The following is a 22,821-nucleotide window of genomic DNA, read 5'->3' as shown; positions in this document are numbered from 1 at the left end:
GGCTTGGTTAGGTTAGGTTAACCTAAGCCCCGGCGGGCGGGGAACGCCTGCCCGCCTCGCATCCAAGGACAGGGCACCCATGACCTACCAGGAGAAGATCTCCGACCTCGGCGAGCTGTCGCTCGTGACCGTGGCACCCGACCGGGACGCGGAACTGTTGCACGGCTGGGTCACCCGGCCCCGCAACTCCTTCTGGGGCATGGGCGGGCACACCGTCGAGCAGGTACGCGAGATCTACGCGTTCCTCGACGGCCTGCCGACGCACCACGCGTACCTCGTCCTGATCGACGGCGAGCCGGTCGGGCTGTTCCAGACCTACCAGCCGGACGCCGACCCGGTCGGCGAGCGCTACCCCGTCCAGCCCGGCGACGTGGGCATGCACCTGCTCCTCAACCCTCCCCGGCGCTACGCCCGGGGGCTGACCAGCGCCGTCGGCCCGGCCCTCGCGCGCTTCCTGTTCCGCGACCCGGCCGCCCAGCGGATCGTCGTCGAGCCGGACGTGCGCAACGAGGTCGCCCTGCGGCGGCTGGAGGCGGAGGGATTCGTGTTCGGCCCCGAGATCGACCTGCCCGACAAGCGCGCCCAGCTCGCCTTCCTGACCCGGGCCCGCTTCGAGGCCGATCACCCCGCCCCGGCCTGAGCGTCACCCGCGCCCCCGGATGCGTCCGTCCGGCGTCCGGCCTGGAGGGTCCCCGCGAGCGTCCGGGTGGCCGGGCCGGCACCCGGCTAGGCTGGCCGCGTGGATCACGAAGACCGGATCGCCCTCTTCCTCGACTACGAGAACCTCGCCCTGGGGTTCCGCGACCACCACGGCGGGATGGCCTTCGACTTCCGTCCCATCGCGGACGCCCTCGCCGAGCGCGGACGGGTGGTCGTGCGCCGGGCGTACGCGGACTGGTCGTACTTCGACGAGGACCGGCGGATGCTCACCCGCAACCACGTCGAGCTCATCGAGATCCCCCAGCGCATGGGGGCCACCCGCAAGAACGCGGCCGACATCAAGATGGCCGTCGACGCCGTGGAACTGGCCTTCGAGCGGGACTACATCTCCACGTTCGTGATCTGCACCGGCGACAGCGACTTCACCCCGCTGGTGCACAAGCTCCGGGAGCTGAACAAGCGGGTCGTCGGCGTGGGGGTCGAGAAGTCCACCTCGGCGTTGCTGCCGCCGGCCTGCGACGAGTTCCTCTACTACGACCGGCTGGAGGGTGTCGAGATCCCGCCGGCCCGGGTCCGGGGCGGCCGCGGCGCGCGGCCCGCGGAGCAGGAGGCGCCGCGGGTCGAGCGGGAGCCCGAGCGGCAGCCGGAGGTCGAGGAACCCGGGCGGGACGTCGACACGCTCGCCGCCTCCGTCGCGCAGACGGTGGCCGGTCTGCAGGGCAGCTCCGGCGGCGAGGTGACGGCGTCGCGGCTCAAGCGCACCCTGCTGCGGAAGGACCCGACGTTCAGCGAGTCCGACTACGGCTTCCGCACGTTCGGCGAACTGCTCCGGCACCTCGCCGCGACCAGCGTCATCGAGCTGGCCGAGGGGCCCGCGAAGGGTGACCCGGAGGTCTCCCTGCCCGAGCACGGTGACCGGGAGGTGGCGTTCGGGCTGCTCCGGTCGGTGGTGGTCGACCTCGCCGACGGCGACGGCGCGGTGGCGCTGTCCGGCCTGAAGGACCAGCTCCGCCGGGCCCGGCCGGACTTCAGCGAGAAGAAGCTCGGCTACCGCAGCTTCCTCCAGTTCTGCAAGGCCGCCGCGACCGCCGGCGCCGTGCAGTTGCGGTGGAGCCCCGAGGCGGACGACTACCTGGTCACCCCGCAGACCACCGGATGACGGGCGCCCGGCCGGCGTGGTCGAGGGCGGGCCGTCGGGAGTGGAGTGGTGAACGCCGCTGTCAGCCGGGGCGGGCGAAACCGCCCTTCGGCGCGATGAGCTCCAGGTTCGTGCCGTCGGGGTCGTTGAAGTAGGCGACCTCGGTGCCGAGCGCCTCCGCCGGGTTCACCTCGCCGGCGGCGAACGTGTAGGGGTCGCCGAGGAAGTCGAAGCCGGCCTCCCGCATCCGCGCGTGGACGGCCCGCACGTCCTCGACGCGGAAGCAGAGGTGCATCGACCCGGGCCGGTTGGCGGCCGGCCGGGACGGTTCGGCGACCGGGTCCAGGAACTGGATCAGGTCGATGCCGAGGTTGGTCAGGTTGAACGTGGCGTACCGGAGCCGCGTCGACGGCAGGCCCTGCGACCGCGCGAACCCGGCCCCCTGCATGGTCTCGTCCCGCACGACCGGTTCCACCCCGAGGAGCGCCTGGTAGAAGGCGACCGAACGGTCGAGGTCGCTCACGGCGATGCCGACGTGGGCGGCCTCCCGGAGGCCGACGGACACCCTCGCGGGGTCTGGCACGGTCGTCATGCCGGATCTCCTCCCTGACAGGCGGCCTGCGGTGCTGTCCCGACGTACCCCCCGAGGGGTCGGCCATGCCGTCATCATTCTGCGCCGGTCAGACAAATCCTCTAATGTCAGACTTGCTCGTGTTTGTTGAGCAGGTCCGTCGCACCCGGGCACGCCGGTCGCCCATGCCACCGGCGCCGCGGCACGGCCCCGGCGAGCCGGATCCCGGCGCCCATGAGCCGACACACGGGGGGTTTCGCTCATGGCACACACAGCAGGTGATCCGCGTACGTCCCGACCGACCCGCGGCCGCTGGGGACTGGTGGTCGCCGCCGTGCTCGTCCAGCTCGCGCTCGGCGCCGTGTACGCGTGGAGCGTCTTCAACCAGCCGCTGCAGCAGCAGTTCGGCTGGAGCAAGGCGGAGGCCGTGCTGCCCTTCGAGGTGGCGATCGGCACGATCTTCATCGGCAGCCTCATCGGGGGGCGCATCCAGGACCGGCGAGGGCCGCGGCCGGTGGCGCTCGCCGGGGGAGTCCTCTACGGCATCGGCAACATCCTCGCCTCGCTCACCTCGTCGAGCGACCAGTTGTGGCTGCTCGTGCTCACGTACGGCGTGCTGGGCGGAATCGGCCTCGGCGCCGTCTACATCACCCCGATCGCCATGCTGGCCAAGTGGTTCCCCGACCGGCGGGGGCTCATCACCGGCATCGCCGTGGCCGGGTTCGGCTTCGGGGCCGTGATCGTCGCACCCGTGGCGAAGTCGCTGCTGAACTCGACCAGCGACAAGACGAGCGTGTTCCTGCCGCTGGGCATCGCGTACCTCATCGCGGTCCTGCTCGGGGCGTCCCTTTTCCGCAACCCGCCGCCCGGCTACCAGGTGCCCGGCTTCACGCCGAAGGTCGGCGGGCGGGCCGTGGCCGGCACCCGCGTGTACAGCCTCGGCGAGGCGCTGCGGACACCGCAGTGGTACCTGCTCACGGCGATCCTCACGCTCAACGTCGCCTGCGGCATCGCGCTGATCTCCCAGGCGGCCGACGCCACGCAGGCGGTCACCGGCGCGAGCGCGGCGACGGCGGCCACGCTCGTCGGCATCCTCGGCCTGTTCAACGGGGCCGGTCGCGTGGCCTGGGCCTGGCTGTCCGACCGCATCGGGCGGATGACGGCGTTCATCGGGATGCTGCTGCTGCAGGCCATCTGCTTCTTCATCCTGCCGCACGCGGCGGCGTTCGGAGTGTTCGCGGTCCTCGCCGCGCTGGTCTACCTCGCCTACGGCGGCGGGTTCGGCACCATGCCGGCCACCGCGGCCGACTACTTCGGCACCCCGAACGCCGGCGCCATCTACGGGGCCATGATCGTGGCCTGGAGCATCGGGGGAGTGGTCGGCCCGCTGGTCACGGCGCTGCTCTACGAGGCGAGCGGCAACAGCTACACGGTGCCGTTCACGGTCATCGCGATCGTCGCGCTCGTGGCGCTGGTCCTGCCGCCCATCACCCGGCTGCCGACCGCGCCGGGGCGGCCCCGACCCCACAACGAGGTCACCGGCCCCTGACGGCGGCGGGACGACCGCCGCGCGGGGCGGGCCGCCGTGGCGCGGCGGCATGCGGTCGCCGCGCCGACCCGGACGGCCGGCGCGCCGCCGTCAGGCCGCCGGCCTGCGGGCGGCGACGCGCTCGACGACGCCGAGGGCGAAGCGGTCGTGCGCCTCGACCGTCCAGCCCCAGGCCCGCACCTGGTCGGCGGGGCGGCGGAGGAAGTGCTCGCCGCCCATGGGCACGGTGACCACCTCGGCGAGCCGCTGTCCGAGGCGCACCGGCCACGCCGTCGAGGGCACGTGGTCGGCCAGCAGGAGCAGCCCGCCCGGACGCAGCACCCGCCGCATCTCGTCGAGCGCCCGCCGCTCGTCCGGGATGGCGCAGAGGGAGAACGTGCACACCACGGAGTCGAAGGACGCGTCGGGGAGGTCGAGCGCCTGCGCGTCACCGAGGCGCAGGTCCGCGTCGCGGTCGAGGTCGGCGGCACGGCGCCGGGCGACCGCCAGCATCCGCGGGCTCCACTCCACGGCCGTCAGCCGCACGTCGGGCGCGTAGTGCGGCAGGTTGAGGCCCGTGCCCACCGCGATCTCGAGGACGTCGCCGGACGCCCGGCGGCAGATCCAGTCGCGCGTGTCGCGGAAGACGCGCCGCTCCGCGAACCCCATCTGCCGGTCGTACGAATCGGCGTGCCGGTCCCAGTAGCGGCGCAGCCGCCCGTCGCGATCCGTCGTCACCGTGCCCCCGCCTTCCGCCGCGATCCGCCCCGGCGACCGGGCCGGGCATCCCTCCCCGGCGACCGGGCCGCACGCGAGCGAGCCTAGCCAGCCAGCTCAAGCCGGGCGCCCGGCGCGGACCCGGACGATCGCCCGGCGGGCGCGCGAGCAGGACGCGCGGGCCGGACTCGCGACGGTCCGTGGGCGCGTCCGGACCCACCGCACGGGTCGGAGCCGGGCGGCGGGGCGGGGCTGGCGCCGCATCGAAGAAGGCCCTTGCGTGATTCTTCGTATACAACATACGCTCCCGGAATCGCCCATGTGAGGAGCTCTCGATGATGAACCTCTTCTTCCGCGAACCGACCCCTCGCCGACGCCGTCCACTCGGTGTCGCCGTGGCGGCCGTCGCCGCCGTCTGCGCCGTCGCCGCCTGCTCACCCGTGTCCGAGAGCGACGGTGGCGACCAGCCCGGCGACACCCAGGGCGCCGGCCAGGACAACGTCGGTACGCCGGCGGACCCCGCCGCCGTGAAGAAGGGCGGAACACTGGTCATCGCGCTCTCCGCGGAGCCCGACGCGCTGGACCCGACCCTGTCGCGTAGCCTCTACTCGCGCTACGTCTTCCAGGCGATGTGCCAGAAGCTCTACGACGTGGACGAGAAGGCGCAGGTCGTACCCCAGTTGGCGACCGCGCTGCCGACGGTGAGCGACGACGGGAAGACGGTGACGATCCCGCTGCGCGAGGGCGTACGCTTCGCCGACGGCACGCAGTTCGACGCCGCCGCGGTGCGGACCACCCTCCAGCGTCACCTCACCAACGCCCGGTCCGCGCGCAAGAGCGAACTCGGGCCCGTCGAGTCCGTCGACACGCCGGACCCGCACACCGTGGTCGTCCGCCTGAAGCAGCCCTTCGCGCCCCTCGTCGGCGCCCTCGCCGACCGGGCCGGCATGATCATGAGTCCGAAGGCCCTGTCCAGCCTCGGCGACGACTTCGCCTCCGCCCCGGTCTGCGTCGGGCCGTTCAAGTTCGCCAAGCGGGTGCCGCAGAACTCGATCGAGGTCGTCCGGGACCCGAACTACTACGAGGCGGACAAGGTGCACCTCGACGGCATCACCTGGCGGATCCTCACCGACGCGAGCATCCGCGCCGCCAACCTGCGCTCCGGCGACGCCCAGGTCGCCGACACCGTCTCCACCCAGGACGTCGCCGCGCTGCGGCAGGACCCGTCGGTCACCGTCCTGCAGTCGCAGTCCCTCGGCTACCAGGGACTCACGTTCAACGTCGGCAACGTCGACGGCGTCGGCACCCCGCCCAAGCCCATCGACCGGCCCATCGCCCGCGACGCCAAGGTCCGGCAGGCCTTCGAGTACGCCATCGACCGCAAGACGCTCGTCCAGGCGGTGTTCAACGGCATCCACGCCGAGGCGTGCTCCCCGATCTCACCCGCGAGCTCGTTCTCGTCCCCCGAGGCGCAGGCCTGCCCGCCCCACGACCCCGCCAAGGCCAAGCAACTGCTCGCCGAGGCCGGGGTGCAGACGCCGTACCAGGTGACGATGCTCGCGTCGAACACGCCGGAGACGCTGCGGTTCGCCCAGGCGCTGCAGTCCATGGTGAAGGAGGGCGGCTTCGACCTGAAGATCAACCCGGTGGAGTACTCGTCCCTCCTCGACGAGCAGGACCGCGGCAACTTCGAGCTGCTGCAACTCGGCTGGAGTGGACGGATCGACCCGGACGCCAACATCACCAACTTCGTGGGCACCGGCGGGAGCCAGAACGTCGCCGGCTACAGCAACCCGCAGCTCGACGACGTGCTGACCCGGGCCCGGCAGTCCAACGACCTCGGCGAGCGCCGCAAGCTGTACGGGCAGGCCGTCACGATCCTCCAGCAGGACGACGCGCTCATCTACCTCTACCGGCAGCGGAACCTGACGGCCGTCTCCAAGTCGGTCCTCGGGCTCCAGGTCTTCCCGGACGGCGTGATCCGCGCGGCCTTCGCCGGGTTCGCCAAGTAGGTTGTCGATGTCCCGGTATCTGATCACCCGCGCCTGGCAGTCGGCGCTGACCCTGCTGCTGTCGACGGTCGTCGTGTTCCTCGGGGTGCGGGCGCTCCCCGGGGACCCGGCCCTCGCCCTGGCGGGGGAGGACCGGTCGCCGGAGGCGCTGGCGGCCATCCGCCACCACTACGGGCTCGACCAGCCGCTGCCCCTGCAGTTCGCCCGCTACCTCGGACGCGTGGCGCAGGGCGACTTCGGGGAGTCGATCCGCACCGGCGTGCCGGTGTCGTCGATGCTCACCACCGCCCTGCCCGTGACGGTCGAGCTGTCCGTCCTGGCGATCCTCATCGCCACGGCGCTCGGCGTCGGCGCCGGGGTGCTCGCGGCCGTCCGCCGCGGGCGCCCCGCCGAGTGGCTGGCCAACGGGCTGGCGCTGGTCGGCCTGTCCGTGCCGCACTTCTGGCTCGGGCTGCTCGCGATCCTCTACCTCTCCGTGGCCACCGGCCTCTTCCCGGCCTCCGGGTTCGTGCCGCTGGGGGACGATCCGGTGGGCAACCTGCACCACCTCGTGCTCCCCGCCGTCATCCTCGGCACCGGACTCGCCGCCATCATCATGCGGCAGACCCGGTCGGCCATGCTCGACTCGCTCTCCTCCGACTACGTGCGCACCGCGAAGGCGAAGGGGCTGCGGCCGCGTGCCGTCATCAGCCGGCACGCCCTGCGCAACAGCCTCATCGTGGTGGTGACGATCGTGGGTCTCCAGCTCGGGGGCCTGATCTCGGGGGCCGTCGTCACCGAGCAGATCTTCGGGCTGCCCGGCTTCGGCAAGATGACCATCGACGCCGTGTTCCAGCGGGACTACCCGGTGATCCAGGCGGTCGTCCTGCTCACGGCGACCGCGTACATCGTCATCAACTTCCTGGTCGACCTGCTCTACTCGGTCATCGACCCGCGCATCCGGGTGGCGGGTGGTGCCGCATGACCGTCCTCACCGTACCCATGGCGGAGGCCACGCCGGCCGGCACCACCCGCCGGGCCCGCGTCCTGCGGCGGCTGCGACGCAACCCGCTCGCCGTCGTGAGCTTCGTCGTGCTGGCGCTCGTGGCGGTCGTCGCCGTGCTGTCGCCGTGGATCGCGCCCTACGCGGTCGAGCAGACCGACTTCGCCCACACGTTCGCCCCGCCGGGCACCCCGGGCCACGTGCTGGGGACCGACGACCTGGGCCGCGACGTGCTCTCCCGGATCATGCTCGGCGCCCGGGCGTCCCTCCAGGTGGCGCTGCTGGCGGTCGCCACGTCCCTGGTCGTCGGCGTGCCGCTCGGCCTCGCCGCGGGCTACTTCCGGGCCTGGGACGCCGTGATCTCCCGCCTGACCGACCTGCTGCTCGCGTTCCCGTTCCTGATCATGGCGGTGGGCCTGGCGGCCATCCGGGGCGCCAGCCTGACCAACGCGGCCGTGGCCATCGGGATCGCGCAGATCCCCGGGGTCATCCGCGTGGTGCGCTCGGACACCCTGCGGCTCAAGTCGCTGGACTTCGTGGCCGCCGCCGTCGTGGACGGCGCCAGCGACCTGTGGGTCCTCGCCCGGCACGTCCTGCCCAACGCCACGTCGGTGATCCTCGTGCAGGCCACGGTCGCGGTCCCGGCCGCGATCCTCGGCGAGGCGGTGCTGTCGTTCCTGGGGCTGGGCATCCAGCCTCCGGCGCCCAGCCTCGGCACCATGCTGGCCACCGCCCAGCAGTTCGCCGCCCGGGCCCCGTGGGCCGCCGTCCTGCCCGGCGTGGTGATCATGGGGCTGGCGCTCGCGTTCAACGTCTTCGGCGACGCGCTCCGGGACGCCCTCGACCCGAAGGGAGACCGGTGATGACCGTCGTGCAGGCCGCCGGCGCGGCGGCCGCGACCACCGGCGCGCCCGTGCTGGAGGTACGCGACCTCTGCGTGTCGTTCCGCACGGAGGGCGGCTCCGTCTCGGCCGTCGACCGGGTGACCCTCGACCTCGCCCCCGGCGAGATCGTCGGCCTCGTCGGCGAGTCCGGCTGCGGGAAGAGCGTCACGGCCATGAGCCTCGCCGGGCTGCTCCCCGACAGCGCCCGGGTCTCCGGCTCCGTGCGCCTGGAGGGCACCGAACTGGTCGGTACGCGGGAGTCGGTGCTGCGCCGCGTCCGCGGCAAGGAGATCGCGTACATCTTCCAGGAGCCGATGACCTCCCTGAACCCGGTGCTCACGGTGGGCCGGCAGATCGGCGAGGCGTTGCAGGTCCACGAGCGGATGTCCCGGCGGGCGGCGCGGGCCCGCGCCGTCGAACTGCTCTCCCTCGTCGGCATCCCGTCGCCCGCGACCCGGGTCGACAACTATCCCCACCAGCTCTCCGGCGGCATGCGCCAGCGCGTGATGATCGCGATGGCGGTGGCGTGCGGCCCCAAGGTGCTGGTGGCCGACGAGCCCACCACGGCCCTGGACGTCACAGTCCAGGCGGGGATCCTGAAGGTGCTGCGCGACCTGCGCGACCGGCTCGGCACCACGATCCTGATCATCACGCACGACCTCGGTGTCATCGCCGACGTGGCCGACCGGGTCGTGGTCATGTACGCCGGGCGGATCGTGGAACGGGCGCCGGTCACCGACCTGTTCGCGCACCCCCGCCACCGGTACACGGCCGGGCTCCTGTCGGCGTCGCCGACGCCCGGCGTGCACGCCGGCAGCCAGCGGTTGCAGGAGATCCCCGGTCTCGTGCCCGTGCTGTCCAGCCAGCCCGACGCGTGCACGTTCGCCGACCGCTGCCCGGCCGCCGACGCGCGGTGCCGGTCGGCCGCGCCGCCCCTGGAACCCGTCGGGTCCACGGCGGCCGACCACCTCGCCGCCTGCTGGCACCCCTGCCCGACGCCCCGGACGCAGCCGGAGGAGACGACCCCATGACGGCGGAACCACACGCCCTCGAACTCGAGGACCTCGTGATGCACTTCGGGCCGGTCCGTGCCGTGGACGGCGTCTCCCTCACCATCCCCCGGGGCCGGGTCACGGCGCTGGTGGGGGAGAGCGGCTCTGGGAAGTCCACCGTGGGCCGGTGCGTCGTCCGGCTCGTGGAGCCCACCGCGGGCGTGGTCCGCATCGCCGGGACGGACGTCACCCACCTGCCCCGGCGGCAGCTGCGCCGGCACCGCAGCCGCGTCTCGATCGTCTTCCAGGACCCCGCCGGCTCGCTGGACCCGCGCATGCTCGTCGGCGACATCGTGGCCGAGCCGTTGCGGCTGTCCCGCACCCGGATGTCGCGGCGCGACCGGGACGCCCGCGTCGCTGCGGAACTCGGCCGGGTGGGCCTGCGGGCCGAGGTGGCCCGCCGCTACCCCCACGAGCTCTCCGGCGGCCAGCGCCAGCGGGTCAGCATCGCCCGCGCCCTGATCTCCGAGCCCATGCTGCTCATCGCGGACGAACCCACGAGCGCGCTCGACGTGTCCGTCCAGGCGTCCGTGCTCAACCTCCTCGCCGACCTGCAGCGGGACATCGGGTTCGCCTGCCTGTTCATCACCCACGACCTGTCCGCCGTGGAGTACCTGGCCGACGACATCGCCGTCATGTACCTCGGCCAGCTCGTCGAGACGGGCTCCCGCGAGCAGATCTTCACGCGTCCGGCCCACCCCTACACGCAGGCGCTGCTGTCGGCGGCGCCGGTGGCCGACCCGGTCCGCCAGCGGGAACGCCAGCAGGTGCTGCTCGGCGACGACCTGCCCTCGGCACTGGACCCGCCGTCCGGCTGCCGCTTCCGCACCCGGTGCCCGCTCGCGTTCGACCGGTGCGCGACCGAGGTGCCGGCGCAGATCGGGTACGGCGACGGCATGGCCGCCTGCCACCTGGTCCGGCCGGACGGCACGCGACCCGACGTCCGGGCCGCCGACACGAGTGAGGTGCTGTCATGACGTTCACCACGAGGCCGACCCTGCAGGGCACGTTCGGGATGGTGTCCTCGACCCACTGGCTCGCCAGCCAGGCGGCCATGGGCATCCTCGAACGTGGCGGCAACGCCTTCGACGCCGCGGTCACCGCCGGGTTCGTCCTGCACGTCGTCGAACCGCACCTCAACGGGCCGGCCGGGGAGGTGCCCGCCATCGTGGCGACCGCCGCCGACCCGGCGCCGAAGGTGCTCTGCGGGCAGGGACCGGCACCGGCCGGCGCGACCATCGCGCACTTCCGGTCCCTCGGCATGGACCTCATCCCCGGCGCCGGCCCCCTCGCGGCGGCCGTGCCCGGCGCCGTCGACGCCTGGCTCCTGCTGCTGCGCGACCACGGCACGTTCCCGCTGGCCGAGGTGCTGGAACCGGCGATCGGCTACGCCGGCGCCGGCCACCCGCTGGTCGGCCGGGTCGGCGCGACCGTCGCGTCGGTGCAGGACCTGTTCGAGGAACACTGGCCCACCTCCGCGCAGCTCTGGCTGCGCGGCGGGCGGCCCCCCGCCGCGGGCGAGCTGTTCACCAACCCGGCGTACGCGCGGACCCTGCGGGGACTGGTCGACGCCGGGCGGGCCGCCGGCGGCGACCGGGAGGCGCAGATCGAGGCGGCCCGCCGCGCCTGGCGGGAGGGATTCGTGGCCGAGGCGGTCGACCGGTTCAGCCGGCAGCCGTTCCAGGACTCCAGTGGCACCCCGCACGCGGGCCTCGTGACCGGCGCCGACATGGCCGCCTACTCGGCCACCTGGGAGGAGCCGGTCACGCTCGACTGGAACGGCTGGACGGTGGCGAAGACCGGGTTCTGGGGGCAGGGGCCGGTGCTGCTGGAGACGCTCGCCGTCCTCGACGCGCTGGGCGACCCGGCAGCGTACGACCCGGGGACGGCGGCCGGCATCCACGCCCAGGCCGAGGCGCTCAAGCTCGCCTTCGCCGACCGTGAGGCCTGGTACGGCGACGTCCCCGTGCCCGCCAAGGCGCTGCTCTCCCCGGAGTACGCGCGGGAGCGGGCGGCGCTCATCGGCGACCGGGCCTCGACGCGGCTGCGGCCGGGGCGCCCCGAGGGGGCCGACCCCCGCCTGCCGGCCCACGTCCGGCACGGCGCCGAGGAGCGGGCCGGGTCGACCGACCCGACGACGGGGGAGCCCACCGTACGCGCGGACGGCGTGACCCGCGGCGACACCTGCCACGTCGACGTGGTCGACCGCTGGGGAAACATGATCTCCGCGACGCCGAGCGGCGGCTGGCTGCAGAGTTCCCCCACGATCCCGGACCTCGGCTTCCCGCTCGGCAGCCGGTTGCAGATGTTCTGGCTGGAGGAGGGGCTCGCCTCGTCGCTCGCGCCCGGCCGCCGCCCGCGCACCACGCTGAGCCCCACGATGGTGCACCGCGACGGCGAGCCGGTCATGGCGTGCGGCACGCCCGGCGGTGACCAGCAGGACCAGTGGCAGCTGGTGTTCCTCCTGCGCCACCTCGCGGGCGGCCAGTCGTTGCAGGAGGCCATCGACGCCCCCATGTGGCACACGGCGAGCCTGCCGGCCTCGTTCTACCCGCGCGGGTTCGAGCCCGGCGTCCTCGTCGTCGAGGACCGCGTGGGCGAGGACGTGCGGGCGGCGCTGCGGTCGTACGGGCACGAGGTGCGGCTCGCGGACCCGTGGAGTCTCGGCCGGCTCTGCGCGGTGACCCGCGACCCGGCCACCGGCGTGCTCGCCGCCGGGGCCAACCCGCGGGGCATGCAGGGCTACGCCTGCGGCCGGTGACCGTCCACGGTGCCGTAGCCGCCCTCGGCGTTCTCGAAGGCCGCCGCGGACGCCGCGTCGAGGTGGGCGAGGGCCGCCCGCTCGGCGCGGTCGCCGTCGCCGGACTCGATGGCGTCGACCAACTGGATGTGCTCGGCCCACGAGTGCGGCGCCCGTTCGGCGGCGCCCAGCCGGAAGACCCACTGCACGTGGAGGTACAGCGCCTTGGCGATCGACGACAGCCACGGGTTTCCGCTGATCTGGAGGATCCGCAGGTGCAGGGCGCTGTTCAGTTCGGCGACCCGGCGCAGGTCCTGCTTCTCCGTCGCCTCGCGGCCCTGCTCCAGCAGGGCCCGCAGGGCGGCCACGTCGGCGGCCGTGGCCCGCTCCGCCGCCAGCCGGGCGGCCAGCGACTCCAGCCGCTCGCGGACGGCGAACATGTCCGCGATGGTCCCGCTGCTCGGCGAGGCGACCACCGCGCCGCGCCGCGGCAGGATCACCACGAACCCCTCCGCCTCGGCGACGCGCAACGCCTCCCGGACGGGGTTGCGGGACACGCCGAAGTCCTCGGCGAGCCGGTCCTCGGTCAACCGCTCACCGGGAAGGTAGTCGCCGTCGATGATGGCGGCCCGTAGCGCCGTGAGGACCTGATCGCGTAGCGGCAGGTGTCGTGCGCCGAGCTTGTCCCGCAGGTCTTCCGCCAACCTGACCGCCTCTCCCGAAGTTCCGGGCAAAGTGTATACGAAGAACAATTTGTGAAGGGATGGCCGACAGTGCCGAGATCAGAGCCATCCGTCGTACCCGTGGGGGGCGCGACGGCGCGGGACGCCCGCCTCCTGCGGCGCCGGCACGCCCTCGTCGTCGTGCTCACGTTCCTGACCGGCGCCGCCGACGCGGTCGGTTTCCTCGCCCTCGGTGGCGCCTTCTCCAGCGTCATGACGGGCAACATGGTCCTGCTGGGCCTCTCGGCGGGCCGGGGGAACGCCGAACTCGCGGTGACCGCCGGGAGCGCCATCGTCAGCTTCATCGCGGGCGTGCTCGCGGGCGCCCGCGTCGCCGGCGCGGCCCGCCCCGACGACCCGGTGTGGCCCCGCCGCGTCACCACGGCGCTCGGCCTGGAACTCCTGGTGTTCCTGGCGTTCCTCGTCGTCTGGGAGGTCAACCTGCCCGACCACTCCGAACGCGTCGACCTCACGCTCCTGATGCTGTCGGCGGCGGCGCTCGGCGTGCAGAGCAGCGCCATCCAGCGGTTCGGTGTGCCCGGCCTGTCGTCGACCTACCTCACCGGCACCCTCACGAGCCTCATCGGCGGCGTCGCCGCGCGGAGCCCGTGGCATCGCCTGCGCCCCAAGGCCGAGATCCTGCTGGCCCTCATGTGCGGCGCCGCCGTGGGCGCGCTCGTGGCGCTGCACCAGCCCGCGTGGGCGCCGGCGCTGCTGCTCGTGCCGCTGGTGACCGTCATCGCGGTCGCCGCGCGCATGCCGCAGGAGCCGGCCGTCGAGTCCCCGGCCTCGGTGTAGGCCGCCCGGGCACCGACGTGGCGGCCGCGCCGAGACCCGGCGGCCGGGCCGCGCGCCCCGGCCGCCGGCCGGCGGCCGGCGGGGCACCGCCGGAACCGTGATCGCACTATCCTCCGGCCATGACATCGATCTCACCCGTGGCGCGGGGTGCCGACTCCGCCCTGGACCCCTCCCCGGAGCGGATCCGCGAGATGGGCGCCCAGGCGGTCGACTGGATGGCCGCCTACCACGAGGCGGTCCGCGACCTGCCGATCGCGCCCCAGGCGTCCGCCGCCGCCCTGCGGGAGGTGCTCGCCGAGCCGCTGCCCGCCGAGGGTCGCGACTTCACCGAGCTGCTGGCGGTGTTCCGGGACGTGGTCGTGCCCGGCAGCCGGCACAACGGGCATCCGCGCTTCTTCGGCTACGTCTCCGCGCCCGGCACGGCGGTCGCGGCCGTGGCCGACCTCCTCGCCTCGGCGCTGAACGCGAACCTGCCCGCGTGGCGGTCCGCGCCCGCCCCGGTCGAGCTGGAGCACGTCGCCATCGACTGGATCAAGGAGGCGCTGGGCTGCGACCCCGGCGCCGGCGGCCTGTTCACCAGTGGTGGGTCGATGGCCAACTTCACCGCCCTCGCGGCGGCCCGGCACCGCCACTGCGGCGCGGAGGTCGCCGCCCACGGCGCGGCCGCCCATCCCGCGCCGCTGCGGGTCTACACCTCAACCGAGACCCACCACTCCATCCACAAGGCCGCCGCCCTGCTCGGCATCGGGCGCGCCAACGTCCGGGAGATCCCGGTGGACGCCGGCTTCCGGATGGACGTCGACGCCCTCGTCCGAGCCATCGAGGAGGACCGCGCCGCCGGGGCGGAGCCGTTCTGCGTCGTGGCGAACGCCGGCACCGTGGTCACCGGCGCCGTCGACCCGCTTGCCGACATCGCGGCGGTCGCCCGGCGGTACGGGCTGTGGATGCACGTCGACGCCTGCTACGGGGGCTTCGCCCGGCTGGCGCCCTCGGCGCGCCCGCTCTTCGACGGCCTGGCCGAGGCCGACTCGATCTCCCTCGACCCGCACAAGTGGCTGTACCTGCCCGCCGACTGCGGCTGCCTCATCTACCGCGACCCCGAGGCGGCCCGGGCCGCCTTCACCCTGGACGCCGACTACACCCGGGTGACGCAGACCGACCCCGCCGAGGCCTTCGCCTTCTGGGACTACGGCCCGGACCTGTCCCGGCGCTTCCGCGCGCTCAAGGTCTGGATGACCCTGGCCCACGCCGGGTCGCGGGCGGTCGGGGACGCGATCGAGGGCAACCTCGACTGCGCCCGGCACCTCGCCGGGCTCGTCGACGCCAGCGCCGACTTCGAGATGCTCGCCCCGCCGGGACTGTCCATCTTCTGCTTCCGCTACCTGCCACCGTCCGCCCGCACGGGCTCGCGGTCGGCCGCCGACGAGGAGGCGATCGACCGCCTCAACGAGCGCATCATGGTCGCGCTGCAGCGGGCCGGCAGCTCCTACCTGTCCAACGCGAGCGTCAACGGCCGGTTCGCCCTGCGCGGCTGTGTGCTCAACTACCGCACGACCCGCCGGGACATGGAGATCCTGCTCGACGACGTGCGCCGCGCCGCCGACGAGGTGACGGCCGAGGCGCCCTGACGGTCACGACCCGCCGGACGCCTCCGTCCCCTGCTGGCCGCGCTCGTCCGCGAGGGCGGCCAGCAGGTTGTCCACGGCGGCGTCGGAGGCCCGCCGTACGCTCTCGGCCGTCGCGGCGCCCAGGTGCGGGGTGGGCAGCACCCGCGGGTGGGCGAGCAGGGCCGACGGCGCGGGCGGCTCCCGGTCGAAGGCGTCGACGGTGTAGAGGGCGATGCGGCCGGAGTCCAGCTCGGCCAGCAGGGCGTCCTCGTCGACCAGGGTGGACCGTGCGGTGTTCAGCAGGACGGCGTCGTCGCGGAGCAGGGCGAGTTCGGGCGCGCCGAGCAGCGGACCGTCGGGCGACGGCGGGACGTGCAGCGACACGACCTCGCTGGTCCGCAGCAGGTCGTGCAGCGGTAGCAGCGGCACGTCCCCGGCGTCGCGCACGAACGGGTCGTGCGCGACCACCCGCATCCCGAGCCCGGCCGCCAGGTGGGCGAGCCGACGCCCGATCGCGCCGAAGCCGACCACGCCGAGCGTGCGGCCGGCGGCCTCGCGTCCGGTGGTGCGCCGCCACTGCCCGGCGCGCAGCGCCGCCGCGGCCTCGGGCAGCCCGCGCAGGCCGGCCAGGGTGAGGGCGAGGGCGAGTTCGGCGACCCCCTGGGCGTTCGCACCCCGGGCGGTCAGCACCCGCACCCCGGAGGCGGCGGCCGCCGCCATGTCGATGGCGTCGCAGCCCGCACCGTTGCGGCTGATGACCCGCAGCGTGTCGGCGCGTGCCAGCACCTGCGCGTCGATGGGCTCCACTCCGGCGACCCAGCCGACGACGCCGGGCACGGCGGCGAGCAGGTCCTCCCGGGTCGGCTGCCGGCCCGGTGCGGGGGTGACGACGGTGTAGCCGGCGGCCTTCAGCCGGTCGACGGCGGGTGAGCGGCCCGCCGACATCGACCGCGGGGTCACCAGGACGCGGGGGCCGGTCACGGCGCGACCGCCGCCGGTTCCGGGCCGAGCAGCCGGATGAGTCGCTCGACCTCGGCCGCCATCGCCTCGCGCGCCGGCGCGACGTACCGGCGGGCGTCCAGCAGCGCCGGGTCGGCCTCCAACCGGGCACGCACCTCGCGGGTGAACACCTTGTTGAGGTGCGTCGCAATGTTGATCTTCGTCATGCCGCGCCCCACCACCTTCCGCAGGGTGGCGTCGTCGACGCCGGACGACCCGTGCAGCACCAGGGGAGCGGGCAGCCGCGCGGCGATCGCCGACACCAGGTCCAGGTCGACCACCGCCGTCCGGTCGGCCATCGCGTGGGAGGTGCCGACTGCCACGGCGAGCGCGTCGACGCCGGTGTCCGTCCAGAACCGGCGGGCCTCCTCCGGGTCGGTCCGTACGCCCGGCGCGTGCACACCGTCCTTCCCGCCGATCTCGCCGAGTTCCGCCTCGACCGCGACCCCGTGGGCGTGGCAGTGCGCGACGACGTCGCGGGTGGTGGCCCGGTTCTTGTCGTCGGGCAGCCGGGAACCGTCGAACATCACGGACGTGAACCCGAGGTCGACCGCCTGGTGGACCAGGTCCACGTCCTCGGCGTGGTCGAGGTGGACCACCACGGGAACGGTCGCCGACTCGGCGAGCGCGAGGGTGGCGAGGGCGATCGGCCGGAGCCCGCCGTGGTAGCGGACGGCGTTCTCGCTGACCTGCACCACGACGGGGGAGCGGGCGGCCTCGGCGCCGGCGACGATGGCCTCGGCGTGCTCCAGCAGGGTCGTGTTGAAGGCGCCGACGCCGTGCCCGGCGGCGCGGGCGGCGGCGAGGATGGGTCGGGGATCGGCGAGGGGCATGGACAGCTCCTAGATACGGTGGTCGTCGGGGGTGGAGGTCGCGGCGGCGTGGCGGCGGGTGGCGTCCCGCGCGGCGTCGAAGCGGAGGCGGGGCAGCGCGTAGGCGTCGGCGAGGTCCGGTCGCGGGTCGACCCGCAGGGCCTCCCGCCGGGCCTCGCGGAGCGGCGCGGTGTCCGACCACGCGCCGATCCCGAGCAGGGCGAGGGCCCCGGCGCCGAGCGCGGCCGCGTGCTGGGCGGCGTCGGGGCGCGCCAGTGGACGGTCGAGGAGGTCCGCGAGGACCTGCAACATGAGCCTCCCGCGGGCGCCGCCGCCGGTGGCGGTGACGGCGGGCCGTTCACCGGCCGGGTACGCGGGCACGGCGGCGAGCATGGTCGCGGCGGCGTCGGCGAGGCTGAACCCGATGCCCTCGATGAGGGCCCGCGCCAGGTCGCCGTGCGAGTGCCCGAGGTCCAGCCCGAGGAAGGCGCCGCGGACGGCGGGCCCGCCCTCGGCGACCGTCCCGCCGGCCAGGGTGGGCACGCAGGTGAGGCCGTTCGCGCCGACCGGCGCGGCGGCCGCCTCGTCGAGCAGGGCGTCGATGTCGTCGCCACGGCCGAGGAGGGTCGCGAGCCACTGGAGGCTGCTGCCGCCCCCGAAGGTCGACAGCGCGGAGATGTACAGGCCGGGCAGGACGTGGTCGAAGACGAACGGCCGGGTGACCGGATCGAGGACCGGGTCCGGCCCGGCCACGGTGACCCAGTTGGACGACCCGAGGGACAGGTAGGCCGCCCCGGCCCGGTCGAGTCCCGCGCCGAGCGCCATGCACGAGTTGTCGACGCCGCCGGCGACGACCGGCACCCCCGCGGGCAGCCCCGTGGCGGCGGCGGCCTCGGCGGTGACCGTCCCGATCACCGTGGTCGACGCGACGACCTCCGGCCACCAACGGGCCGGCACGTCGAACCTGGCCAGCAGGTCCGCCGACATCGTCCGGGCCCGAAGGTCGTACGCGCCGCTGCCCGAGGCGTAGCTCGGGTCGGTGCACTCGACACCGGTGAGCCGTGCGTTCACCCAGTCCTTGCTGCCCAGCAGCCGGGTGGTGCGCGCGGCGAGGTCCGGGTGCTCGGCGCGCAGCCAGCCGGCCTTGAACACCGTGTACATGCCGCGCGGGAACCCGTTGCCGGTCGTCGTGTACCACTCGTCCTCACCACCGGCGGCGAAGTGGGCGGCCGCGGCCGCCTCGCCCCGCGTGTCCGACCAGATCGGCACCGAGTCCAGCAGCGCCGAGCCGTCGGCGCCGACCGGCACCATGGCGAGGCTGTGGCCGGACAGCCCGACGGCGGTCACCCGGTGCCGGCCGGCGTCGGCGTCGAGCAGGTCACGGCAGGAGCGGACCACGGCGGCCCACCAGTCCTCGGGGCGCTGCTCGTGCCGGCCCGGGGCCGGATAGCTGGTGGGGTAGGGGACGAAGGTGCTGCGGACGACCCGGGCGTCGGCGTCGACGAGCGCGGCCTTGCCGCCGCCGGTGCCGAGGTCGAGGGCGAGGACGACGTCGGTCATGGCCGCCCCGGCCGGTTCGGGTCGCGTACGGCCTCGTGGTGCAGCCCGGACCGCATCGTCGCCAACCGTGTCTTCATCGTCCGGATGTCCTCCAGCGCGGAGGCGTCGCGGCGCAGCAGCACCATCGTGGCGAGGACGTCGATGACCACGAGCTGGGCCAGCCGGGAGATCGTCGGGGTGTAGACGTCCGTGTTGTCCAGCGATTCCACGACCAGGGGGATGGTGCTCAGCTCGGCCAGCGGTGACCGGTCGCCGGTGATGCCGATGACCACCGCACCGCGCTCGCGGGCCACCCGGACGGTGTCCAGGATGGACACCGTCCGGCCGGTGTTCGAGATCGCCACGAACGCCGTGGACGGTCCGCTCGTGGACGCGGCCAGGAACTGCTGGTGGGCGTCGACCGGGGCCGAGCACGGCACACCGAAGAGGGGGAACTTCTGCTCGGCGTCCATCGCCACGATGCCGGAGGCGCCCAGGCCCACGAAGACGATGTGTGTCGACGCCGCGAGGGCTGCCACCGCCGCGTCGATCGCCGCGAGGTCGAGGTGGCGGCGTACGTGGTCCAGCGACGTGATGGAGAAGTCGAATATCTTGCTGACCGTGGTGCCGGTGTCGTCCTGCGCCTGGATGACCGACTGGGTGGCGGGGATGCCCAGCGCCACGCTCTGCGCCAGCTGGATCCGGAAGTCGTGGAACCCGTCGCAGCCGATGGCGTTGGCGAACCGGACGATGGTCGGCTGGCTGACCCCGGCGGCCTCGGCGAGTTCGGCGAGCGTCATCGGCACGACCTTGTGCGGGTCGGCCAGGACGACGTCGGCGACCTTGCGCTCGGAGCGGCGCAGCGTCGGCAGCCCCCGGTTGATGCGTTCCAGCACCGGTCCGTCGCTCATCGCGGCACCGCCAGGTCGAGAACGCCGCCGTGTTCCGGCACCCGGACGGTGACGCCGCGGCGGGCGGCGAGGGCGAAGTCGAACCCCGCGGGGTCGACCGTGTTGAAGTCGAACATGCCCCAATGATGTGGCACGAGGGTGCGGATCCCGGCCCCCGCACACAGCGCGACCGCCTCGGCGAAGGTGAAGTTGCCGGGCACCCCGTGGGCGAGGCGGTGGGCGTCGCGCCCGTTGACCGGCAGCAGTGCCACGTCGACGGCGAGGTCCCGCAGCCGTTCGACCTGCCCGGCCCAGGGGGTGCAGTCGCCGGAGTGGTAGACGCGCGTGCCACCGACCTCGACGACGTAGCCGAGGAAGTGGTCGTCGCCGTGGGCGTCCCGCCAGCGTTCCTCGTGCGCCGCCGGCACCGCCGTGACCGCGAAGGGCCCGTACTCGACCCGGTCGCGGTCGGCGAGCCCGTCCACGCGGGACGCCGCGGCGCCGGACCGGGCCAGCGCCTCGGACAGGACCGCCCGGGGGCAGGCGAGGCGGAGGTCCGGTTGGGCCGCCATGAGCGGGGTCAGGGTGCCGGGGTCCATGTGGTCGGTGTGCGCGTGCGAGCACAGCACGGCGCGCAGGGCCGGAAGGTCCGCGACGGCCACCGGCGCCGGTCGCATCCGGACGTGCGGGAAGAGGGTTCCGGCGTACTTGTCGGCCAGTGAGTCGGACAGGTACGGGTCGACGAGCAGGTGGGCGTCCCCGTCGCCGGTCGCCGCGGTGAGCCAGAAGCCGGCCTGCCCGAGCCAGCGTGCGCGTACCGTCATCGCACCTCCTGCGCGGCGTCGTAGAGGCGCGCGAAGCCCGGCCCGGAGGTGGGGATGCCGAGGTCGAACACGGCGTCGATGGCCCGGGTCCAGCCGTGGACGAAGTACCGCCAGCCGTCCTCGACGGTGAGCTGGTCCTCGGCGGCCCGGACCCGGGCCTGGCGCAGGAACGTGAGTTCGCCCCGGTAGTTGAAGTCCCAGGCGTATCCACCCCGCGGGAAGACCGCGGCGTCGGTCAGCGGCGAGCCGGGTCGGTCCTTGCCCATGCCGGTCGCGTTGACGACCAGGGCGCCCGGGGCGAGGTCGGCGAGCAGGTCGTCGTGGGTCGCCGTGGGCGCGAGCAGGTGGCTCTGCCACGTGATGGAGGCGTCGCCGCCCGCGACGTCCTCGGTGATGGCGGCGAGCCGGTCGGCGGAGATGTCCGTGATGACGACGCGCTCCGGCGACTCGCCGCCCGCCCGGTAGGCGAGGGAGTCGCACAGGGCCAGGGCGGCGCCGCCGGCGCCCATGACGAGCACGTCGCGGCCGGCCAGCCGTGGGACGAGGGCGTGCAGGGCCAGCTGGCTGGTGATCGGGTCGAGGGCGAGCCCGTCCACGTTCCCGTCGCGGGCGACGAGGGCGCTGACCTCGCGGAGCCGCGCGGCGTCCTCGTTGACCGTGCCGAACAGGTCGTGGCACGCCGCGTACAGGTCGAGCTTGTGGGTGGTGACGAGCGCGCCGCGGGAGTGCTCGTCGTCGCGCAGGTGCTCCACCACCCGCCGGTAGACGGCCGGCGGCGCGCCGACCGGCACGTCGATGCCGACCAGGTCGACGTCGTGCAGGCCGAGGACGGGCCGCCATGCGGCGAACACCCGGTGGATGGCCGAGGAGCCGGTGGTGACACCGATGAAGTACATGGTGGGCCGCTTCGCGGGCCGCAGGTCGTCGGGCGTCACCGGCTCGCCTCCCGCGCCTCGGACACCAGCCGGACGGCGTGGGCGGTGTTGATGCCGAACCGTGTGGCGCCACTGGCGAGCAGGGCGCGCACCTGCTCCAGCGACCGGATCCCGCCGGAGGCCTTGATCTCGCGGTCCGGGCCGGCCACCTCGCGGATGATCCGCACGTGCGCCGGCGTGGTCGCGACGCCCTGCCAGCCGGTGCCGGTCTTGAGCGACTCCGCGCCGGCGTCCACCGCCGCCCGGGCCGCGTCGCGCAGTTGCCGCTCGTCGAGCAGGCCGACCTCGAGGATGACCTTGACCGGTACGCGTCCGCCGACCGCCTCGAGCACCGCGGCGACGTCGCGGGTGGCGGCGGCCAGCTCACCGGAGCGGACCAGGCCGACGTTCATCACGACGTCCATCTCCTGCACCCCGGCGTCGAGCAGCCAGCGCGCCTCGGTCGTCTTGACCTCGGTGGCCGTGCCGCCGGACGGGAAGCCGACCGGTGATCCGGTGTTCGTGCGCGAGCCGGCGAGCAGGGGACGCAGGACCGGGACCCACGACGGCAGCACGTGCGCGGCGACGAAGTCGCCGGCGAGGGCGTGGCGTGCGAGTTCCTCGACGTCGGCGCGTCCGTGCTGGGCCTGGACGGCGCTGATGTCCACCATGCGGGCCAGCGACGTGAGGTCAACGGGGGACATAGCCACGGTTCTCCTCCAGACGCCATCCGTCCCCGTCGGCGACGGCGCGGTGCCGCATGCCGCCGGAGCGGGCGATGATGTCGTAGTCCTGGCCGGCGTCGGCGGGGTAGCAGAAGAGCGTGACGAGGTCGGTGTCACCGAGGTTGACGCTGCGGTGGATGTGCACCGGCGGGACGTAGGCCACGACGCCGGGCCGCAGCTCGGTCACCACGGTCTGGCCGTCGAGGGTCTCCATGAGCATGAGGCCGTGCCCGGACAGGCAGTGGTAGATCTCGGTGCGGTCGTGCCGGGCGTGGATGTGCCCGCGGGTCATGTGGAACTCGCGCCCGACGCGTCCCGGCGACAGCGTGGAGATGCCGGTGATGAGGTCGCCGGTCGCGGTCGACGGACGGAACTCGTCGACGTGGTAGATGACCCGGTCGGCCTCGGTCGCCAGTCGCGCGGCGAACGCGGCCTCGTCGGCGAACAGTCCGTCGAGATCGGACAGCCTCTTCTCGTAGCGACCGGTGCGGCCGGCCATCTCCTGCGGGGTGATGACCAGACTCGGCCCTGGCAGCGGTTCGGACACGTGCTCCTCCTGGGTGGCTGGGAACGCGGGCAGAGCCGCACGCCCCAGTGATTCTGTAGCAAACTTACAAGACGCCGTCCGACCCCCGCAATCCTGGTGTGGCGGTCGTGTAGCGAAGGTCCGTCACTGTTGCCCTGACGGACCGCTGGGGCGGCAATAC

The 22,821-nt window shown here is 74.0% G+C and carries 22 protein-coding genes; 11 read left to right on the top strand and 11 right to left on the bottom strand.

All coding sequences use genetic code 11. The features are described 5' to 3' along the window. Positions 1-79: 79 nt before the first annotated feature. Positions 80-640, top strand: coding sequence for a GNAT family N-acetyltransferase (locus D7I43_RS15720; RefSeq protein WP_120329245.1), 561 nt, complete (start codon positions 80-82; stop codon positions 638-640). Between the two features lie 99 nt (positions 641-739). Then, positions 740-1,819: a PIN domain-containing protein gene (locus D7I43_RS15715; RefSeq protein WP_120329244.1), complete on the top strand. Its 1,080-nt coding sequence runs from the start codon at positions 740-742 to the stop codon at positions 1,817-1,819. 61 nt (positions 1,820-1,880) lie between these two features. Here the strand turns inward: D7I43_RS15715 and D7I43_RS15710 are convergent, their stop codons facing one another. After that, positions 1,881-2,390: a VOC family protein gene (locus D7I43_RS15710; RefSeq protein WP_158610107.1), complete on the bottom strand. Its 510-nt coding sequence runs from the start codon at positions 2,388-2,390 to the stop codon at positions 1,881-1,883. Positions 2,391-2,631: 241 nt separating this feature from the next. Between D7I43_RS15710 and D7I43_RS15705 the strand changes: the two genes are divergently transcribed. Continuing rightward, positions 2,632-3,918 carry an L-lactate MFS transporter gene (locus tag D7I43_RS15705; RefSeq protein ID WP_120329242.1) on the top strand — a complete coding sequence of 429 codons (1,287 nt, stop codon included), beginning with the start codon at positions 2,632-2,634 and terminating at the stop codon, positions 3,916-3,918. 90 nt (positions 3,919-4,008) lie between these two features. Here D7I43_RS15705 and D7I43_RS15700 read toward each other — a convergent pair whose 3' ends face one another. After that, a complete protein-coding gene (locus tag D7I43_RS15700; RefSeq protein ID WP_240032978.1) occupies positions 4,009-4,635 on the bottom strand; it encodes a class I SAM-dependent methyltransferase in 627 nt (208 codons plus the stop codon). A gap of 314 nt (positions 4,636-4,949) precedes the next feature. Here D7I43_RS15700 and D7I43_RS15695 point away from each other — a divergent pair, with 314 nt between their 5' ends. Genes D7I43_RS15695 through D7I43_RS15670 form a run of 6 tightly spaced genes read left to right on the top strand, consistent with a single transcriptional unit; the run spans position 4,950 to position 12,305 of the window. Further along, the gene (locus D7I43_RS15695; RefSeq protein WP_204985201.1) at positions 4,950-6,626 is read left to right on the top strand and encodes an ABC transporter substrate-binding protein; all 1,677 of its coding nucleotides are present in this window, start codon (positions 4,950-4,952) and stop codon (positions 6,624-6,626) included. A gap of 7 nt (positions 6,627-6,633) precedes the next feature. Next, complete coding sequence (locus D7I43_RS15690) at positions 6,634-7,590, top strand: ABC transporter permease (protein ID WP_120329241.1); 957 nt, start codon at positions 6,634-6,636, stop codon at positions 7,588-7,590. Beyond that, positions 7,587-8,471 carry an ABC transporter permease gene (locus tag D7I43_RS15685; protein ID WP_120329240.1) on the top strand — a complete coding sequence of 295 codons (885 nt, stop codon included), beginning with the start codon at positions 7,587-7,589 and terminating at the stop codon, positions 8,469-8,471. Before D7I43_RS15690 ends, D7I43_RS15685 begins: the two co-directional genes overlap by 4 nt. After that, positions 8,471-9,523, top strand: a complete 1,053-nt coding sequence (locus tag D7I43_RS15680; RefSeq protein ID WP_120329239.1) for an ABC transporter ATP-binding protein — start codon at positions 8,471-8,473, stop codon at positions 9,521-9,523. Before D7I43_RS15685 ends, D7I43_RS15680 begins: the two co-directional genes overlap by 1 nt. Continuing rightward, positions 9,520-10,521 (top strand): ABC transporter ATP-binding protein, encoded by a 1,002-nt coding sequence (locus D7I43_RS15675; RefSeq protein WP_120329238.1) that lies wholly within the window; start codon positions 9,520-9,522, stop codon positions 10,519-10,521. The genes D7I43_RS15680 and D7I43_RS15675 overlap by 4 nt, the downstream gene beginning before the upstream one ends. After that, complete coding sequence (locus D7I43_RS15670; RefSeq protein WP_120329237.1) at positions 10,518-12,305, top strand: gamma-glutamyltransferase family protein; 1,788 nt, start codon at positions 10,518-10,520, stop codon at positions 12,303-12,305. Before D7I43_RS15675 ends, D7I43_RS15670 begins: the two co-directional genes overlap by 4 nt. Here the strand turns inward: D7I43_RS15670 and D7I43_RS15665 are convergent. Then, complete coding sequence (locus D7I43_RS15665; RefSeq protein ID WP_158610106.1) at positions 12,287-12,988, bottom strand: GntR family transcriptional regulator; 702 nt, start codon at positions 12,986-12,988, stop codon at positions 12,287-12,289. The genes D7I43_RS15670 and D7I43_RS15665 overlap by 19 nt on opposite strands. A 99-nt stretch (positions 12,989-13,087) precedes the next feature. Between D7I43_RS15665 and D7I43_RS15660 the strand changes: the two genes are divergently transcribed. Further along, positions 13,088-13,804 (top strand): YoaK family protein, encoded by a 717-nt coding sequence (locus D7I43_RS15660; RefSeq protein WP_158610105.1) that lies wholly within the window; start codon positions 13,088-13,090, stop codon positions 13,802-13,804. 119 nt (positions 13,805-13,923) lie between these two features. Further along, positions 13,924-15,432 (top strand): pyridoxal phosphate-dependent decarboxylase family protein, encoded by a 1,509-nt coding sequence (locus D7I43_RS15655; RefSeq protein ID WP_120329235.1) that lies wholly within the window; start codon positions 13,924-13,926, stop codon positions 15,430-15,432. 3 nt (positions 15,433-15,435) lie between these two features. Here D7I43_RS15655 and D7I43_RS15650 read toward each other — a convergent pair whose 3' ends face one another. The 8 genes from D7I43_RS15650 to D7I43_RS33230 are packed head-to-tail and all read right to left on the bottom strand — an operon-like array spanning position 15,436 to position 22,661. After that, the gene (locus D7I43_RS15650; RefSeq protein WP_120329234.1) at positions 15,436-16,392 is read right to left on the bottom strand and encodes an NAD(P)-dependent oxidoreductase; all 957 of its coding nucleotides are present in this window, start codon (positions 16,390-16,392) and stop codon (positions 15,436-15,438) included. Continuing rightward, positions 16,389-17,243 carry a class II fructose-bisphosphate aldolase gene (locus tag D7I43_RS15645; RefSeq protein ID WP_120329233.1) on the bottom strand — a complete coding sequence of 285 codons (855 nt, stop codon included), beginning with the start codon at positions 17,241-17,243 and terminating at the stop codon, positions 16,389-16,391. Before D7I43_RS15645 ends, D7I43_RS15650 begins: the two co-directional genes overlap by 4 nt. A gap of 9 nt (positions 17,244-17,252) precedes the next feature. Beyond that, positions 17,253-18,782, bottom strand: a complete 1,530-nt coding sequence (locus tag D7I43_RS15640) for a xylulokinase (protein ID WP_120329232.1) — start codon at positions 18,780-18,782, stop codon at positions 17,253-17,255. Next, positions 18,779-19,672: an SIS domain-containing protein gene (locus D7I43_RS15635; RefSeq protein WP_120329231.1), complete on the bottom strand. Its 894-nt coding sequence runs from the start codon at positions 19,670-19,672 to the stop codon at positions 18,779-18,781. Before D7I43_RS15635 ends, D7I43_RS15640 begins: the two co-directional genes overlap by 4 nt. Continuing rightward, positions 19,669-20,475, bottom strand: coding sequence for an MBL fold metallo-hydrolase (locus D7I43_RS15630; RefSeq protein ID WP_120329230.1), 807 nt, complete (start codon positions 20,473-20,475; stop codon positions 19,669-19,671). The genes D7I43_RS15635 and D7I43_RS15630 overlap by 4 nt, the downstream gene beginning before the upstream one ends. Further along, a complete protein-coding gene (locus tag D7I43_RS15625; RefSeq protein ID WP_204985200.1) occupies positions 20,472-21,410 on the bottom strand; it encodes a shikimate dehydrogenase family protein in 939 nt (312 codons plus the stop codon). Before D7I43_RS15625 ends, D7I43_RS15630 begins: the two co-directional genes overlap by 4 nt. Further along, positions 21,407-22,093: a deoxyribose-phosphate aldolase gene (gene deoC / locus D7I43_RS33235; RefSeq protein WP_204985199.1), complete on the bottom strand. Its 687-nt coding sequence runs from the start codon at positions 22,091-22,093 to the stop codon at positions 21,407-21,409. Before deoC ends, D7I43_RS15625 begins: the two co-directional genes overlap by 4 nt. Further along, entirely contained in the window at positions 22,080-22,661 is a 582-nt protein-coding gene (locus D7I43_RS33230) for a glucose-6-phosphate isomerase family protein (protein ID WP_204985198.1), read from the bottom strand. The genes deoC and D7I43_RS33230 overlap by 14 nt, the downstream gene beginning before the upstream one ends. Between the last annotated feature and the right edge of the window lie 160 nt (positions 22,662-22,821).

This window comes from Micromonospora globbae, from assembly GCF_003610785.1.
Classification (GTDB): Bacteria; Actinomycetota; Actinomycetes; order Mycobacteriales; family Micromonosporaceae; genus Micromonospora; species Micromonospora globbae.
The sequence above is the reverse complement of the archived record's forward strand: the minus strand, read 5'-3'. Positions and strand labels throughout refer to the sequence as shown.